Genomic DNA, 15,991 nt, shown 5'->3' with positions numbered 1-15,991 from the left:
ACTAAACAAAAACTTAGTTATTGAAGAAACTTAATCCTTTGGCTTCAAGTAATGCCTTAATGATCTCGGATCGGTATGCCCAGTTCTTGCCATGATATAAAGATGGTCTTTATCATTTTCATGGAGCTGGGTGACACAACCACTTCGTAAACTGTGCGCACCATAGAATCGAGAGTTTAGTCCCGCTCTGTCACAGTATTTTTTTATCATCTGATAAATATCGTCACCCTTTAAAAAACCTTTTCCCAATTTCGCTTGAGTGATTTGATAATCTCGAAGCGAATTGCCATCACGACTCAAGGAGCGGAACAGATGCCCCTGCTTTATCTTGGTGGCATCAAGCCATTGTTGAACGGCTTCATAAGCAGAAAATAGTTCCTGTTTTGGTAGATCTTTCCACTCTCTTTGACCTTGTTGGTTACTTTTAGAGTAGGGCACGCGAATCTTAAGCTTTTCTCTTAAGAAGCTGATATGTTCAACTCTTATCTCCGCTAACTCCGAACGTCGAAATCCCCCCTGCAACCCAAGCTGTAAAATTGCTTTGTCTCGTAATCGAGTTAACTCTTGCGGCTGTTGATCAATAACTGCCAATAACATTTCAAGTTCATCATAGGTGATCGGTTGCTGATCGTAGTCGGAGATCTGACGATATTGATTACGCATTAGACCACGCATTACCCTGATCACAAGGGGGTGTTCAGTTGGTGAATGATATGCGGCTTGAATATGAAAAAAACGAATCGCTGCTAAACGGGTATTAATTGTTTGTTTAGATAGCTGGTGGCCACTCTTTTCTTGGTATATTTCTTTTTGATGACCGATAAAGGAAATAACACTCCTTGGATCGGCGGGCAGGGCACTTAAGTTATGTTGTTCGCAATAATTTCTAAAAATAGCGAAACTAGAACGATAGACTCGGCGAGTGTTTTCTGAGATCTCATATTGAGTCTCGCTGGCTGCACTTTTGTAATCATCTAAGATCGAAATAGGAAGTTGTTGTTCTTGGAAAAACTTTTCGTTTGTGTTGTTCGGATCGCGTTGACCATTTTGATCGTTTGTTAAGCCACCGCTAAATTGACCTAATGCAAGTTCTTGTTCATTTAAAGAGCTGACTTGCCTAGGAAGTTGTTGTTCCGAATTCATCTATTATTGCTGACCCATAATCTACAAAAGTGACGTTAAATCCATCGTTTAACGGTCAATATTCTACTTAAAAACCGTTATCTCTACCAGTGATAATCGTCATTATCACTGGTAGAGATAGTGATGATGATTACTGAGTGTTTTACGTACAATAATTGAGATTAATCTATTGTGATGGAGGAAATATTAAGCACAGACAAGCTTATTATTATGAAATCTATATTTGAATTATTCTGTAACTCTGTGGGTAATAAGTTTATTTGAAAAAGAATGGTATAACCATTTATTGTTTGGCTAATATAACATATTGAAGTTAGGGGCTGATGAAGGCGGTACATTTAATAAGGTGGTTTAACTACGTTATTGATTGTAAGTTCATTACTGACTACAAGTTAACCGGACTCACATCTTCACTTATTATGAAGATGTTTACGCTTGAACTGTTTTTCTTAATCCTTGGTTATTCTGTTTTAATCCGTTTTAGTATGAATGACACTGCAGTGAACTGTGATGATTTTCAGGCCTGCCAAAAAATTTCGTGGTATGGAAATTTGGCTAAACTTTAGTACTGACATCAATCACGAATAATTTTAACCTGCTGGTTATCCAAACGATGGCTTAGCACTTATGTTTCAATATAAGTATTCAGGTGTGAGAAATAGAGCTTTAGGTAATGATGCTGTGAGTGATATAGATAAGCCATTCGAATAACAAAGAAGTCGTTAGCGCAGAACCAAGATTAGCTTGGGACCGTTTTAGATTTAATAGCATGGTGTCACCATTTTATTGTATCAATTAAACTCATGGTCAAGTTTTGTAAAAAAACCTTGTAGAGGTAGTGAGTTAGATGATGCATTAACGCAGTAATTAGACTAATATATGGTTACACCATACTTTTAATTTTTCATGTGGTTACCAGTAAAGTCTAGTGAAATTAGCGATTAAGAATGGAATGAAATGCAAAACAAAACAGAAAGCGCAGGGCAGAGTTGGCAGTATCATCAGCAAAAACCAACTGCAGGTCGGAAATTAAAATTGTTAGAAGCAGAAGAGTTGCTCGTTGCCTTGCCTCTAATCTATCGACTAATCTCTTTGATTGAAGTTGAAAAAAGAAAGGATTGGTTTTATGAATTCGAAGAAGCTGTAGAGCGTGAGCAACTCTACATCTTGTTAACCGAAAGCTTGTCATCTCTGAATCAGCTCCGAAAACAAGCGACTGGTGTTGATGAAGCTCTGTTACAAACAAATTTACTGCTTAATCGCTATTTTAGTGATTATGGCTGGAGAATGGTGCGAAAGGAGCTATCGCAAATAAAGAAACGCAAAAAAAAATCCCACATCGAGATTGGCAATGATCTTGTAGTAAAACTCAAGGAGTTCATGGCACAAAATCAAATCGATACATTCGACCAAGCTATAGATCACTTGTTGAGTGAATACCCAAAGGCAACAGAAGAGTTTTAAGTTGCAAGTCTATTTAACTGCTAAGTATGTCAGTGCCTTATGATTGGCAAGACTCGATAATTCGCTTTGTTAAACAAGCAAAGTTTGTGGCCGAGCCAATATGAGTATTCTACCTATATATCAAAAATCAAAGCTTGCTTCTAACAGTTATCCATTACCTAAATCCCTTTGGGTGGTACTGTCATGAATAGACGTATTGAGTGCTGACTAAGAACTGTTCATAACATTTAACAAAGTTACCTATTTGAACGATCATGTTGCGTAAAGGCCCAGCATAATAAAATAGCTTAAATGGATGCTAGGGCTTTGCTCGTGATTCGCTGACTGAATTGATTTCTCTTTTTATGGTTAGGGGCCCAACCGACAAGAAAGCGCTCGAAGTCAGCCCACGCAAAATTCACCATATTTTGCCACTCTTTAACGACTAGAATAGGGTCGATTGTAGGCTGATACAAACCTAAAGCATGGGTTAAATCGATGAAATACTCATTCACTAATTGTGTAAAATTATTCTCACATTCGGTTTCTGATAAGCAGCTGCCAATCAGGTATACAAGGTCTTTAACGCCGCTGCCACTGCCGACATATTGAAAATCAACGGCGGCAACATCGGTAAAATCATGATTAAAACAGAAGTTGGCAACCTTGGCATCTCCGTGTACAACTGTTTTATACTCGCAATTATTCAGTAGGTTATCTATTGCTGACGCCTGTTGTTTTAGTCTGGACTCAGGCATAGATTGCCACTCTTCCATTCGTGTAGCAAGGTGCCAGTAACAACCGATTGGCCAAAGTTCATCATAAGTATTGCCAGCAGAGAAGTGCATAAACTTTGCATGAAAATGGGCTAGCCATCGAAGGCATAATTTTGTTTGCTCCACAGTCAGGCTTGTCGCTCGGCAATAAAAACCTTGGTCATCAAGATCAGCCATCAAGATCAGTTGGCTTGACCTACCATCCTCAATAAAACGACGTTCACCTAGAAATCTTGGGACTCGACAATAACTATCGCAACGTTCAGAAAATGTTTTATAAAAGTTAGTTTCAACTTGATAAGAGTCAATTTTTCGCTGGTGAGAAACCGAAGTTGACCAGCCTCTAGGGTGATTAACCTGTTTAGGAGGGCAAATGTGTTTAACAATAAATTGACTAACTCCAAATTTATTAACTAACTCTTTCGAGGTGAAACTGTATCTTGCAACTTCACCATATCCAGACCAAAGAGATTGAATCTTTGAGTTTTTTTTGAAGTTAGTAGATTCAAAAAAATCAACTAACACATTTTCAACTGAGCTATTGGTCAGATCCATTAATGCGCCTAAGTAAAATTTTGTTCAACAACCAGACAGGTAGAACGCTGTACTATAATTGATAAGAAGCGGAATCAAAACAGACTCATAACATTGTTTTGGGTGATTAACGCGAGAATTTTTGAATAGAGAGGAAGTTTTTGAATGAAACGTTATTTATTAAGCCTTGGCCTATTGTTACTACCTGTCAGTGCGATGGCAAATATCATTGTCGATAAAACTGGGGTTGATGAAAAAGACTATGTATATGATCTACACCAATGTACTGAAATGTCGACTCAAGTTGAGCAAAAAAAGACGGAAGGAAGCGCTATTGGTACTGCTGCCAAAGGTGCGGCAATTGGCTCTGCTGGTAAAGCGATTGCAGGTGGTTCTGGAACCGATGGAGCTAAAAAGGGAGCGGCAATCGGGCTAGGTGTCGGCGTAATATCCAAAGGCAGAGAGAGACGAGGTAATAAAGATACCCACGCTGCTGAGCAACAAACTGTAATTAAAAACTGTATGACTAATCGTGGTTATGTGGTGTTAAATTAAAGTCTTAAAATAATTATGGCTACATTTAAACAAAGCTGATTATTAATTTAAGTGTGAATTAATAAGCTATCTACAGTTAAGTTCTTCCGAGTTGTAGGCCTATTTTATATCGACTAAAACACAGCTTGTTGCATGTAAAATGGATTTCACTTGTCTTGAGGCTCAACACTCTCTCCGTTGAACAGTCAAGATCTAGCATCAGACCTGAATGATATTGTTAGTGCCTTTGTATAAGCAAAGTGTGTGATAAACTTTATGAACTTAATGCTAATCATTGCCAAGGTAGTGAACAGCAAACGAATAAAGTACTAAGCACTTAATAAAGATAGGGATAAGTTTTGAAACATGTAGTGATCACCGGTGCTAATCGTGGAATCGGCCTTTCATTTGTTAAGCAGTACTTGTTATCTGGGTGGCAGGTGACAGCGTGTTGTAGAGAGCCGAATAAAGCCCAAGAATTGAAGGTGTTAATGGCGAAGTACGTTAATCTTAAAGTGACAGAGCTTAATGTAACAGATGCATCTTCTGTTGCTAAACTTGCACAAGCCAAAGACATGCAGTCAATTGATTTATTGATTAATAATGCGGGTTATTACGGTCCGAAAGGTGTCCGTTTTGGTCACTCTGATGTTGAGGAGTGGCGACGCGTGTTAGAGGTCAACACGATAGCCCCTTTACTGTTGACCGAGTCACTTTATGCTGGTCTAAAAGCCTCAAAAAATCCTGTGTTGGCCTTTATCTCATCAAAAGTGGGTAGCATGGAAGATAACAGCAGCGGAGGAGGATATTATTATCGTTCCTCTAAAGCCGCATTGAACTCAGTTGTGAAATCGTTATCAATTGACCTTAAGCAAGATCAAATAAGATGTGTGGCATTGCACCCTGGTTGGGTTCAAACAGAGATGGGCGGGCCAAATGCTCTAATTGATACTGATACCTCAGTTATTGGAATGATTCATGTTATCGATAGCTTAGAGCTTGAACAGAGTGGTAACTTCTATGACTATCAGGGGCAAGCGATCCCTTGGTGAAGCGAGGGAGAGACGATGTGAATTGTGCCATTTCAGAAAAGCCTCATGGTGATAGCAAATAAGGTTTTAAATGCTGATAAATTAAAATTAACCGAGCAAAACTACTCAATAATCCGCATTTTTGATACCCTTCATCTATAATGGATTTTATAGTGATGTCAGCCATTTATACGGCTAAAAAATCACGATAGAGGTCTAAATTTGCGCGATTTTTAAAAAAATCCTGCCCGATTGTAGAAAATAACTAAAATTTAGTTTGCATCTGCTGAAAAAAGGAGTACTTTCGCGCTCCTTAATTTAACTTAACTGGAAGAATTGTAATGAGCGACAATAAGTTTATTATCGGAAGTGAAGAGTGGTGTGCATTCCCTGCTCTTGGTGTTCCAGCAATTAAAGCTAGAGTTGACTCTGGCGCCAGAACGTCATCAATCCATGCTGTAAATATCCGTCCTTTTAAAAGAGAAGGCGAGCCATGGGTTTCTTTTGAACTTCATCCGATACAAAACAGTCGCAAGATCATCCTTCGATGTGAAAGTAAAGTTATTGACCGTCGTAATATCAAGAGTTCAAATGGCGAATCAGAAAAGCGTTACGTTATTGCCTCTGTTATCCAGCTAGGCGGTCACGCATGGGAAGTTGAGCTTACATTGACTAACCGTGATAGCATGGGATACCGGATGCTATTAGGTCGCGAAGCAATGAGCAATAAGACCTTGGTTGATCCATCTGAATCATTTTGCTTAGGCGAGCAGAACGACGTAGAAGTTGAACAACTTTATGGCGTTAAAACTGCAAAGAAAAGTGGTCTTAAGATTGGCTTGCTAGCAAGTAACCCAGATTTGTACAGTAACCGTCGTATCATCGAAGCGGGTGAGCAGCGCGGTCATGAGATGGTATTTTTGAACATCAAGCAGTGTTATTTAAAACTTGATGCATCAGAGCCAGAAGTACACTATCGTGGTGGTCGTATTTTAAATGATTTAGATGCAGTTATTCCGCGCATCAGACCAAGTATGACTTTCTACGGCTGTGCATTAACACGTCACTTTGAAAGTTTGAATATTATGGCGCTTAACACCTCTGACGCGATTACACGCTCAAGAGATAAGCTATTCTCATTGCAGTTGTTGCAAAAGAATAACCTAGATATTCCAACGAGCGGTTTTGCTAATTCGCCTGTTGATACTAAAGATCTTATCGATATGGTGGGTGGTGCACCGCTTATCGTTAAGTTACTTGAAGGCACTCAAGGAAAAGGTGTTGTATTAGCAGAAACAACGAAAGCTGCTGAAAGTGTTATTAATGCTTTTAAATCGCTACACGTAAACTTGCTAGTTCAGGAATTCATCAAAGAAGCTCAAGGTAAAGATTTACGATGCTTTGTGATTGACGGTAAGGTTGTTGCTTCGATAGAGCGTACAGCGGCTCCTGGTGAGTTTAGAGCTAACATCCATCAAGGTGGTAGTGCATCAATCGTTTCAGTCAGCGCTGCAGAGAAGCAACTAGCATTGAAAGCGGCAAAGACCATGGGTCTGCGTGTTGCAGGTGTTGATATTATTCGTTCTAGCAGAGGCCCTCTATTACTGGAGATTAACTCTTCTCCAGGACTTGAAGGTATCGAGTCTGCTACTGGTATCGATATCGCTGGTGCGATGATCGAATCAATCGAGAAGAAACTAGGTTGGAAGGCTGAGTAACTCGTCAAACCAATAGTTTCAATGAGAAAGCGTTATGTCTAAGACATAACGCTTTTTTTATGCTTGTTAATTGAAATTGATAAGTCAGTACACCTCAGAGGAACTCCCCAAACAAAACATGTTAATGTGATACTCGTGTTAGGTTAATAATAAGAGGTCACATGATTGTCCCACTAACCCCTATACATTTTGATGCCGTTATCGCACTTGGAAACCAAGTTCACGGAGATGGCTATCTAGACGCAAAATCGTTAGCGCACATCGTTAGTCTTGGATATAAAAAGGGCATTAACAGTTGTTTTGTTGCCATAGAAAAGGGCGCCTTACTTGGCTTTAGGCTCTGCTATGCTCCAGGTCAATGGCCGATAGATAAATGGTGCTCGCCTAAACTATGGGGCATAGAAGAGGAGTGCGTTGGTTATTTTAAGTGTAATACAGTCGCTAAGGACGCAAGAGGGAAAGGATTAGGGGGAAGGTTACTCCAAGCTTCCATTTCAGCATTAACGCAGCAGGGCGCAACTGCTGGCGTGAGTCACCTTTGGCAACAAAGCCCTAATAATGCTGCCGTTAAGTATTTCACAAAAGCTGGCGGTAAGTTGATATACGAACATCCTAACCGATGGAATGATACCGAGGAGCACCCTGACTATGTATGTATCCTGTGTGGCCCGAATTGTCATTGCGTGGCATGTGAAATGCTACTGACTTTTTAGGAGGGCGCATGAGCAATCAACAAAGTGATCGCTTTGATCCATTAGTTGCCACTTCACCTAAATCACTTTCACATTGCCATTCTTACTGGTCTGATACCGTTGAACTCTGTACGGCGAGAGCCCCACTAAGAGCAAGACTACAGACTGATGTGGCCATCATAGGCGGTGGTTATACAGGCCTTTTAACCGCGTACTACCTTGCCAAATATCATCATGTCGATGTCTGTGTGCTAGAGGCGAATAGGATAGGATTTGGTGCAAGTGCTCGCAATGCCGGCTTTGTGTTAAGAGGTTCTGGACGTCTGGGCTACAGCCAAATGGTACAACGTTGGGATCTGGGGATTGCTAAAGGTATTCATCATGAGTTTACACAAGCAGTAGAGCGGGTAGAAAGGTTAATCGCGGATCACAAAATTGAATGTGAACCACAAGTTAAGGGGTATCTTAAAATTGCGCATAACCGAAAAGCATTCAAACAACTAAGCGATACTGCCAACTTTATCGATAAACACTTAGGAGAGAGTACACAACTTATCAGCGAAGCGCAGCTTAAGGCCGAATACTTGAACCACCATCAGGCAGTTGGTGCCTTAAGGGTAGAGCAAGGCTTTGGTGTTAACCCGCTTAAATTACTGCAGGGCTATAAAAGGATTGTCGAAAAATTGAGTGTTCCCCTGTATGAGCATACGTGCGTCGAGTCGTGGGTTGAGGAAGAAGGGACTCATAGGTTAATCACATCAAATGGAGAGTTAAGGGCGAAGAAGGTCGTAAGTTTGGGAAATGGTTATACACCCAAGCATTTTCATCCGACAGTGGATAATCGTTTCCTGCCTATATTAAGCAATATTATTGTTACCGAACCTTTAACTGCAGACGAGCTTGCTATATTGGGTATTCATACACGAGAAGTAGTAATGGATACCCGCATATTAAAATATTATTATCGCTTGTTACCTGATAATCGTCTGCTTTTTGGTGGTAGAGGTGCAATTTTTGGGCGAAATTCACAAAATCCAGTGTATCAAGAACGGCTGAAGTTCGCTTTAACACAATGTTTTCCCGCACTAAAATTTAAAAAACTGGACTATAACTGGACCGGGTGGATTGCAGCCAGCTTTGATGATATTCCCCATGTATTCGAAACTAACGGAGTTGGCTATAGCTTAGGTTACTGTGGTGCAGGAGTATCTTTCAGTGCTCAGGCGGCTTATCGGCTCTCTGAGCAAATTGTCGGCCTCCCAGTGCCTTCGCTTCCCTTATACCATCAAGCTGCTCCAAGGTTTCCCTGTGCTCGTTTAAGAAGGTTAGGGCAATGGGGTTACTACCAGTATGGCTGGGTAAAAGATCGCTATTTTTAAGTGAATTTTTTACTCAATAGCCAGTCTGTGCTACGGTTAAAGACTACTTTTTTGCTATGGAGGAAATTGTGAAGTCCACAGTAGACAAAATGCTAGTTAAGCACGATAAGCTAGTACATTCTGAAGGGGTTAAAGTGTGCTCACATACCCAAAGAGTTAAAGATGATTGGGTACAACACACAGTGATGATCGATGACTGCGATACACCTTTTACATTTCGCAGAACCAAAAAATACAAAAGCCTTAATGGGGCTAGAGTCAATGTGACTTATTATCCAGACACTCAGGGTGTTGCGGGTTTTGAAATGGATATTTTTAAAGTTGTGCGTATTAAACGAAGCTAAACCGTTTAATCACTTGCTGTCCTACCACTGTTAATTGATCTCTATTAAGTACTCTATTAAGTATTAGTACAGTTCCAAATTGCTATGATGTGTCACACAAAGCCTACCTATGTAGGCCTACAACCTTAAGAGGTGGCCATGCAATATACTTTACAGCAGCAACGACAGTATTGTGGTTTAGCAGCGCAAAGCATTGTGGATGAAAAGATCTGCATTTTGAATCATAGTGTGCAAACATCGCTAGAGATCACTCTGCGTACATTGCTGAGGCGCTATAACAACGAAGATCAGATCTCCGCCTTAACGCTTTTAACCCTTAAGTCAGAATCCCTCGAGCTGCATAGAGCCATATTGATTGCAGATATGGGAAGTACTGAGAAAAACATCTTGCTCGGATATATTGACCAAAACCTTGAAAATATTGATGAAGCGATAGGGGCTCCTCGGGTGAGAACACTCACAGGTTAACTGTTTTGATGTTTCTTTTAGTGGAGGAGACTGTTCAGAGGCTTGAGAGCTTATTGCTTAGCTTAATAAGGCGATGACTTCTTTTCTAAACAGAAAATATCTAAGCATAAAAAAACCCAGCAGATGCTGGGTTTTTTAATTTTACTCACGAACTACTTAGCATTCATTAGTGCAACGGCATTGTCTAGCATGCGGTTACTGAAGCCCCATTCGTTATCGTACCAAGCCATTACTTTAACTAGACGACCGTTAACACGTGTTTGTGTCGCATCGAAGTTAGAAGAGTATGGGTTGTGGTTAAAGTCGATAGATACCAATGGCTCATGATTAACAGCCAACACTTCACTCAGTGGCGCAACAGAGGCCGCTTTTTCGATGATTGCATTGATCTCTTCGACGCTTGTGTCGCGTGCAGCTACAAAAGACAGGTCAACTAGTGAAACGTTAACGGTTGGAACGCGAACCGCTAAGCCATCGAATTTACCAGCAAGCTCTGGAACCACAAGACCTACAGCAGCTGCTGCACCAGTCTTAGTTGGGATCATCGACATAGCCGCTGCACGAGCACGACGAAGGTCTGTATGATAAACATCAGACAAACGTTGGTCATTCGTGTAAGCGTGAATTGTGGTCATTAGACCAGATTCAATGCCAATCTCGTCATTTAACGGCTTAGCAAATGGCGCTAAACAGTTAGTTGTACAAGAAGCATTTGAGATAACGGTCATATCGGCAGTGATGACATCATTGTTTACGCCGTAAACAACAGTTGCATCGACATTCTTACCTGGTGCAGAAATAATGACCTTTTTGGCACCCGCGTCTAGGTGAGGCTGAACAGACTCCTTAGATGTGAAAATACCAGTACATTCGAATACCACATCTACATCCAGTTCTTTCCAAGGAAGTTTTGATGGATCACGCTCTTGGAAGGTAAGGATCTTATCTTCATTCACAAAAATAGCATCATCTGCGTGCTCTACTTTTGCATTAAAGCGACCATGTACAGAATCGTATTTAGTTAAATGAGCGTTGATTGAAGCATCACCTAAATCGTTTAGTGCAACAATCTTGATAGGATAGTTCTTTTCGCTTTCATATAGTGCACGTAGAACATTGCGGCCGATACGGCCATAGCCGTTAATTGCAACTCGGATAGTCATCTCATATCCCTCAGGTAAAAGAAAAAATAGAATCTGGTAGTAAAATTACCAAACTGGCAGCCACCGTCAAGTGATATCGGTGATAAATGGCTAAATATTGCTATTGTTTAGGTAATTTTTTTACACGTGTCGCGAATTCGAATATAAATTGTGTCAATCTACAGAATAACTGTAAGTTGGCAAAAATATTGCCGAAAAAGAGTGTTCGACAATCAAACCTCTATAGAGGTTTGGGTAACTCTTTATCAAGCAATATTTTTAGCTTACTTTGTTGATACTTTCCACCTTTAAGCTGATCTGCAAGCTTAGTTGCATCTTGGTCCAATCTTCGTTGCAGTGCCTTATCTCCCTTAATGAGGGCGAGCATCTGCTCCTTAGAAAAGTTTGCCTGAGTCAACTCGATGTTGGTCTTTGATAGCCAATATTCAATTTCCGCTTTGTTTTCTAGGCGGTAGAGCGTCGCCAATGCTAGAAGCCAATCAGGATCGAACTCTTCTGCTGTACTGCCTTGAAATACTTGAGCGTAGAGTTGTTTAGACTTTTGGGGACTGACTTTCACAAAATAAGACGCTAACTGGGCCTTTAGGTCAGTATCTGTAATCTTATTCTCTTGCTCTGCTGCGAAAACAATTGCCTCTGCATCACTATCGTTAAAGCGTGACCAATGATAATAGGCGAGGTGGGGGTCAGAGCTCCCCTTGGTGCTTTCTTGTAACTGCGCTAGTGATTGTGAGCTTAATCCGAATGCGCGAGCCCGATCATTGGTGCGCTCTGGATGTAAAATGTGTTGTACACCCGCGGCAAGTTCGACGCATTTGTTGTAACTTTCTAAGTACACTAGTTGCTGATAAATCTCCTTACCAGATGGGTCTTGTATACTTTTTAGCTTGAACCTATTGCGGATCAAGTCTCCTCGTTCAAATCGACACCAACTATCTTTATGTAGATCTGCACAAAGTTCAGGATTTTTGTTACAAATGATCTGAGTATTTGTCGGCTGTTCGCAGCCAAAAAGACCAAAAACAAGCGGAATCCCAAAAAATGATGTAATCATTACAAGTTTTCGGTTCAAACCAGGCTCCAGATAGCTTTTTATCTAATAAAATTACAATGTTATGAAAAATATCTTGCTAGCTTGAGAGCACACTTTTCATTACAATAGCGCCGACCAAACGGGGAAAGATCCCCTATATAACGATAGATTATTGGTCTTTTCTTTTTGTTACTCAAACATTTCTGACAAAAAAGTCAGAAAAGTGAGATAAAGGATCTGTTAATGAGCGCTGATAAACACCTACAAAGTTGGCAAGAACGTTTCGAGATGGCTGAGGCTATGCAGCCATTGCTTGGTAAGTTATACCGTAACCAAGGTGTAGAAGTCGTCGTCTATGGCAAACCTCTACTTAATGCCTCTACAATCGAAATCATCAAATCGCACCGTTTAGTGCGTCGCCATGTTGGTGAAAAACTGAGACTACGTGAAAGCTTTCCATTTGTTGAAGCCCTAAGCAAGTTGGCGGTAAAGCAGTGTAAAGTTGACATCGGTAAACTCGCGGTTAATTACTGGCGCGAATATCAAGATGCAAGTCAGATTGAAGCTTACATGAGCCGCGAACTTGCAGATGCAATCACCCATCAAGATGACCAAGAAGCAAGAGATGTTGTTCTTTATGGCTTTGGTCGTATTGGTCGTCTACTCGCACGTTTGCTTATTGAAAGAACGGGTGTAAGCAACAAGCTTAGACTACGTGCTATCGTACTTCGTGGCGGCCGTACTGGCGATTTAGAAAAGCGTGCCAGCCTATTGCGTCGTGACTCTGTTCATGGTCCATTTAATGGTTCAGTTGAAGTCGATGAAGAGAACAATGCAATCATCGCCAACGGTACCTATATTCAGGTGATCTACGCAAACTCTCCAGATGAAGTGGATTACACTAAGTTTGGCATCTCAAATGCGCTTGTTGTCGATAACACAGGCATTTGGAAAGATGAAGCGGGTCTAGGTTTACACCTTAAGTCTCCAGGTGCAAGCAAGGTATTGCTTACCGCTCCAGCCAAAGGCGCCATCAAGAACGTTGTTTACGGTGTAAACGAGCAAGATATTCTTGATGAAGACACAATCGTATCTGCAGCTAGCTGTACGACTAACGCGATTACACCTGTGCTAAAAGCTGTGAATGATAAGTACGGTATTGAAAATGGTCATGTGGAAACAATTCACTCGTATACCAATGACCAGAACCTAATTGATAACTATCATAAAGCTGACCGTCGTGGCCGTAGTGCACCATTAAACATGGTTATCACCGAAACAGGTGCTGCTAAAGCCGTATCTAAGGCGTTGCCAGTATTGGAAGGTAAGTTAACGGGTAATGCTATCCGCGTTCCAACGCCTAACGTTTCTATGGCAATTATCAGCCTTAACCTTAATGGTGAAACAAACAAGCATGACCTAAATGAGTATCTAAAAGATATGGCATTACAGTCAGAGCTGCAAAACCAGATTGATTACACAGATTCTACAGAAATCGTGTCTAGCGACTTAGTCGGTTCACGTTATGCAGGTGTTGTTGATTCACAAGCAACTATTGCAGAAGGCAATCGAGCGATACTGTATGTATGGTACGACAATGAATTTGGCTATAGCTGCCAGGTTGTTGGTGTTATGCAGAAAATGCTTGGCCTTAACTACCAGTCATTACCTCATGGCTAATTCTCTACTGAATTAAGCCCATCTATAAAACGCCTCTAATCATAGAGGCGTTTTTGTTTTCAGTTTGGTAACTGAAAAGGGGAGGTTGGAATACCTAAGCGGCAAAGAGAAAGTGTGGAGTAAATGATAGCGATGAAAGAATCCAAGGCTTTTATCAAGCGATTATTTGCAATAGCCAACTCTGAAACGACTTTGAATGCCATAAACAAGGCTGCCAAATAATCAAATAGCATGAAATTTGTTATTTCTGATGGTTTTAACGTCAAACAGTCACTAATTTGTTTTTTGTCGATTGACTCTCATGGGTAAATCGGTAGAATGCCATTCCGTAGTCAAGGGGAAGCGAACTAAGCAAGAACTTGAATACAGTTTAAATTGAAATGCGACATTAGCTCAGTTGGTAGAGCGATACCTTGCCAAGGTATAGGTCATCGGTTCGAACCCGATATGTCGCTCCAATTTAGACCATGTGGCGCGATGGCAGAATGGCTATGCTGCGGATTGCAAATCCGTCGATCTCGGTTCGACTCCGGGTCGCGCCTCCACAAATTAAGAGTTTGATGAGTTTAACCTTAATCAGGTTAGGCAATATTGATACCGACAATATGTATCATCAGAGTCGAAGAGTTTGCCCGTGTGGTGGAATCGGTAGACACAAGGGATTTAAAATCCCTCGCTGAATAAGCGTGCCAGTTCAAGTCTGGCCACGGGTACCAAATAACTCTCTTGTAGAGTTGCAGAGAAGCCTCGACACTGTCGGGGCTTTTTTGTATCTGGCGTTTACAACAAAAGCACAAGAGATTTATTTTTTATAAGAGCTGCCTCGTTGAATAGGTGTGCCAGTTCAAGTCTGGCCATGGGTACCATCTTCTTACGAAGAGTGACTAAACCAGCCTAGAGCTGGTTTTTTTACGTCTGAAATTTGAGATTTCATATCCCAAGGGATTTGCTTTTTATAAGAGATGCCTCGCAGCATAAGAGAACCTGTTCAAGCTTGGCCACGGGTACCACCATTAAAGCCTTCGCATTGACATGCGGAGGCTTTTTTGTATCTTGCGTTTACGATAAAAAAGCACAAGGGATTTACTTTTTATAAGAGATGCTTCGTTGAATATGAATGCCAGCGTAACCCTGTAGCGGGTACCAAATAACGCTCTTATCTGTATCTGCGTTTATGGCAAATGTACAAAGAATTTGTTTTTATATAAGGTAACTCGCGATCTTCATAAACAATCTTATGGCATTATTTATGAAAGAGGGACTGTAGGTAGCTAGTAAAAATAACTCTACTTGAGAGTAATAGGGTTACCACAAATAAATCCGAGTTTTTGGAGACCATCAAGTAATAACGAGAGCTCACCTTCCTTAAGAAAGACTACGTACTCTTAATCAGTTCCCCACTCACTTACCAAAAGGGCGACAGGCATCCGTTTATAAATAGCGACTCTTTAGAGTATCTAGTGAGGTCTTTACGTTTTGCGGGATCCTACTTTAGCCATTTTGCAATTGAGGCAATAGCGATGAAAGTATGTATCTGCTGCTGTTGGCGTACATTTTAGCAAAAATAAATTTATCAGCTTAATCTTTATGAAAAACTGACAATAAAGCAAGATTTACAATAGGGGACTGAATAGCCTGCCTCACGCGATATTGCCATCATGAAGGATAAAAACCGAGCTTGGATTGATTAGTTCTTGACAAGTTAGAGCGCCTTTTAACCATTTGAATAAAATCGACAAATTACTTGTTGACTGAAATTTTTATTCTAGTAAAGTACGCCTCGTTCCCGGCAAGAAGGGAAACAAAGTGGCGCGATGGCAGAATGGCTATGCTGCGGATTGCAAATCCGTCGATCTCGGTTCGACTCCGGGTCGCGCCTCCACAAATAAGAATTTGGTGAGTTTTTCTGAAAAGAGAAACAGTATTGATACCGACAATACGTATCGTCAGAATCAAAGAGTTTGCCCGTGTGGTGGAATCGGTAGACACAAGGGATTTAAAATCCCTCGCTGAATAAGCGTGCCAGTTCAAGTCTGGCCACGGGTACCATCTT

General features: G+C 40.9%; 13 protein-coding genes, 5 tRNA genes and 1 pseudogene. 15 read left to right on the top strand and 4 right to left on the bottom strand.

Annotated elements, in window-relative coordinates; genetic code table 11:
* Positions 1–30: 30 nt before the first annotated feature.
* Positions 31–1,143, bottom strand: a complete 1,113-nt coding sequence (locus JMA39_RS12615) for a site-specific integrase (RefSeq protein WP_202722209.1) — start codon at positions 1,141–1,143, stop codon at positions 31–33.
* Between the two features lie 957 nt (positions 1,144–2,100).
* Here JMA39_RS12615 and JMA39_RS12610 point away from each other — a divergent pair.
* The gene (locus JMA39_RS12610) at positions 2,101–2,607 is read left to right on the top strand and encodes a hypothetical protein (RefSeq protein ID WP_202722208.1); all 507 of its coding nucleotides are present in this window, start codon (positions 2,101–2,103) and stop codon (positions 2,605–2,607) included.
* Between the two features lie 287 nt (positions 2,608–2,894).
* Here JMA39_RS12610 and JMA39_RS12605 read toward each other — a convergent pair whose 3' ends face one another.
* A complete protein-coding gene (locus JMA39_RS12605; protein WP_202722207.1) occupies positions 2,895–3,917 on the bottom strand; it encodes an oxidoreductase family protein in 1,023 nt (340 codons plus the stop codon).
* Between the two features lie 144 nt (positions 3,918–4,061).
* On the opposite strand from JMA39_RS12605, the gene JMA39_RS12600 reads away from it, so the two are divergent.
* The 8 genes and pseudogenes from JMA39_RS12600 to JMA39_RS12570 all read left to right on the top strand — a co-directional run bounded on the left by JMA39_RS12600 (position 4,062) and on the right by JMA39_RS12570 (position 10,062).
* A complete protein-coding gene (locus tag JMA39_RS12600; protein ID WP_202722206.1) occupies positions 4,062–4,451 on the top strand; it encodes a glycine zipper family protein in 390 nt (129 codons plus the stop codon).
* Positions 4,452–4,789: 338 nt separating this feature from the next.
* Complete coding sequence (locus JMA39_RS12595) at positions 4,790–5,482, top strand: SDR family oxidoreductase (protein WP_202722205.1); 693 nt, start codon at positions 4,790–4,792, stop codon at positions 5,480–5,482.
* A gap of 320 nt (positions 5,483–5,802) precedes the next feature.
* Positions 5,803–6,210, top strand: a pseudogene (locus JMA39_RS21190) (ATP-dependent zinc protease family protein); the annotation flags it as partial.
* 84 nt (positions 6,211–6,294) lie between these two features.
* Positions 6,295–7,179, top strand: coding sequence for a 30S ribosomal protein S6--L-glutamate ligase (gene rimK / locus JMA39_RS21185; RefSeq protein WP_244999913.1), 885 nt, complete (start codon positions 6,295–6,297; stop codon positions 7,177–7,179).
* 161 nt (positions 7,180–7,340) lie between these two features.
* Positions 7,341–7,892: a GNAT family N-acetyltransferase gene (locus tag JMA39_RS12585; protein WP_202722203.1), complete on the top strand. Its 552-nt coding sequence runs from the start codon at positions 7,341–7,343 to the stop codon at positions 7,890–7,892.
* Positions 7,893–7,900: 8 nt separating this feature from the next.
* The gene (locus tag JMA39_RS12580) at positions 7,901–9,250 is read left to right on the top strand and encodes an NAD(P)/FAD-dependent oxidoreductase (RefSeq protein ID WP_202722202.1); all 1,350 of its coding nucleotides are present in this window, start codon (positions 7,901–7,903) and stop codon (positions 9,248–9,250) included.
* A 68-nt stretch (positions 9,251–9,318) separates the two neighbouring features.
* Complete coding sequence (locus JMA39_RS12575) at positions 9,319–9,594, top strand: hypothetical protein (protein ID WP_202722201.1); 276 nt, start codon at positions 9,319–9,321, stop codon at positions 9,592–9,594.
* A gap of 138 nt (positions 9,595–9,732) precedes the next feature.
* Positions 9,733–10,062 (top strand): hypothetical protein, encoded by a 330-nt coding sequence (locus tag JMA39_RS12570; protein ID WP_202722200.1) that lies wholly within the window; start codon positions 9,733–9,735, stop codon positions 10,060–10,062.
* A 152-nt stretch (positions 10,063–10,214) separates the two neighbouring features.
* Here JMA39_RS12570 and gap read toward each other — a convergent pair whose 3' ends face one another.
* On the bottom strand, positions 10,215–11,225 hold the full coding sequence (gap, locus tag JMA39_RS12565) for a type I glyceraldehyde-3-phosphate dehydrogenase (protein ID WP_202722199.1): 1,011 nt from the start codon (positions 11,223–11,225) through the stop codon (positions 10,215–10,217).
* A 220-nt stretch (positions 11,226–11,445) separates the two neighbouring features.
* Entirely contained in the window at positions 11,446–12,279 is an 834-nt protein-coding gene (locus tag JMA39_RS12560) for a DUF2989 domain-containing protein (RefSeq protein ID WP_202722198.1), read from the bottom strand.
* 222 nt (positions 12,280–12,501) lie between these two features.
* Here JMA39_RS12560 and JMA39_RS12555 point away from each other — a divergent pair, with 222 nt between their 5' ends.
* The 6 genes from JMA39_RS12555 to JMA39_RS12530 all read left to right on the top strand — a co-directional run bounded on the left by JMA39_RS12555 (position 12,502) and on the right by JMA39_RS12530 (position 15,987).
* Positions 12,502–13,938: a glyceraldehyde-3-phosphate dehydrogenase gene (locus JMA39_RS12555; protein ID WP_202722197.1), complete on the top strand. Its 1,437-nt coding sequence runs from the start codon at positions 12,502–12,504 to the stop codon at positions 13,936–13,938.
* Positions 13,939–14,320: 382 nt separating this feature from the next.
* Positions 14,321–14,396: transfer RNA gene (locus JMA39_RS12550), tRNA-Gly, on the top strand.
* A gap of 13 nt (positions 14,397–14,409) precedes the next feature.
* Positions 14,410–14,483 (top strand) — tRNA-Cys (locus JMA39_RS12545).
* Positions 14,484–14,568: 85 nt separating this feature from the next.
* Positions 14,569–14,654, top strand: a tRNA-Leu gene (locus tag JMA39_RS12540).
* A 1,092-nt stretch (positions 14,655–15,746) separates the two neighbouring features.
* A tRNA-Cys gene (locus JMA39_RS12535) sits at positions 15,747–15,820 on the top strand.
* An 81-nt stretch (positions 15,821–15,901) separates the two neighbouring features.
* Positions 15,902–15,987, top strand: a tRNA-Leu gene (locus JMA39_RS12530).
* Positions 15,988–15,991: the final 4 nt, after the last annotated feature.

It is taken from the genome of Shewanella schlegeliana (assembly GCF_016765635.1).
GTDB lineage: Bacteria > Pseudomonadota > Gammaproteobacteria > Enterobacterales > Shewanellaceae > Shewanella > Shewanella schlegeliana.
The sequence above is the reverse complement of the archived record's forward strand: the minus strand, read 5'-3'. Positions and strand labels throughout refer to the sequence as shown.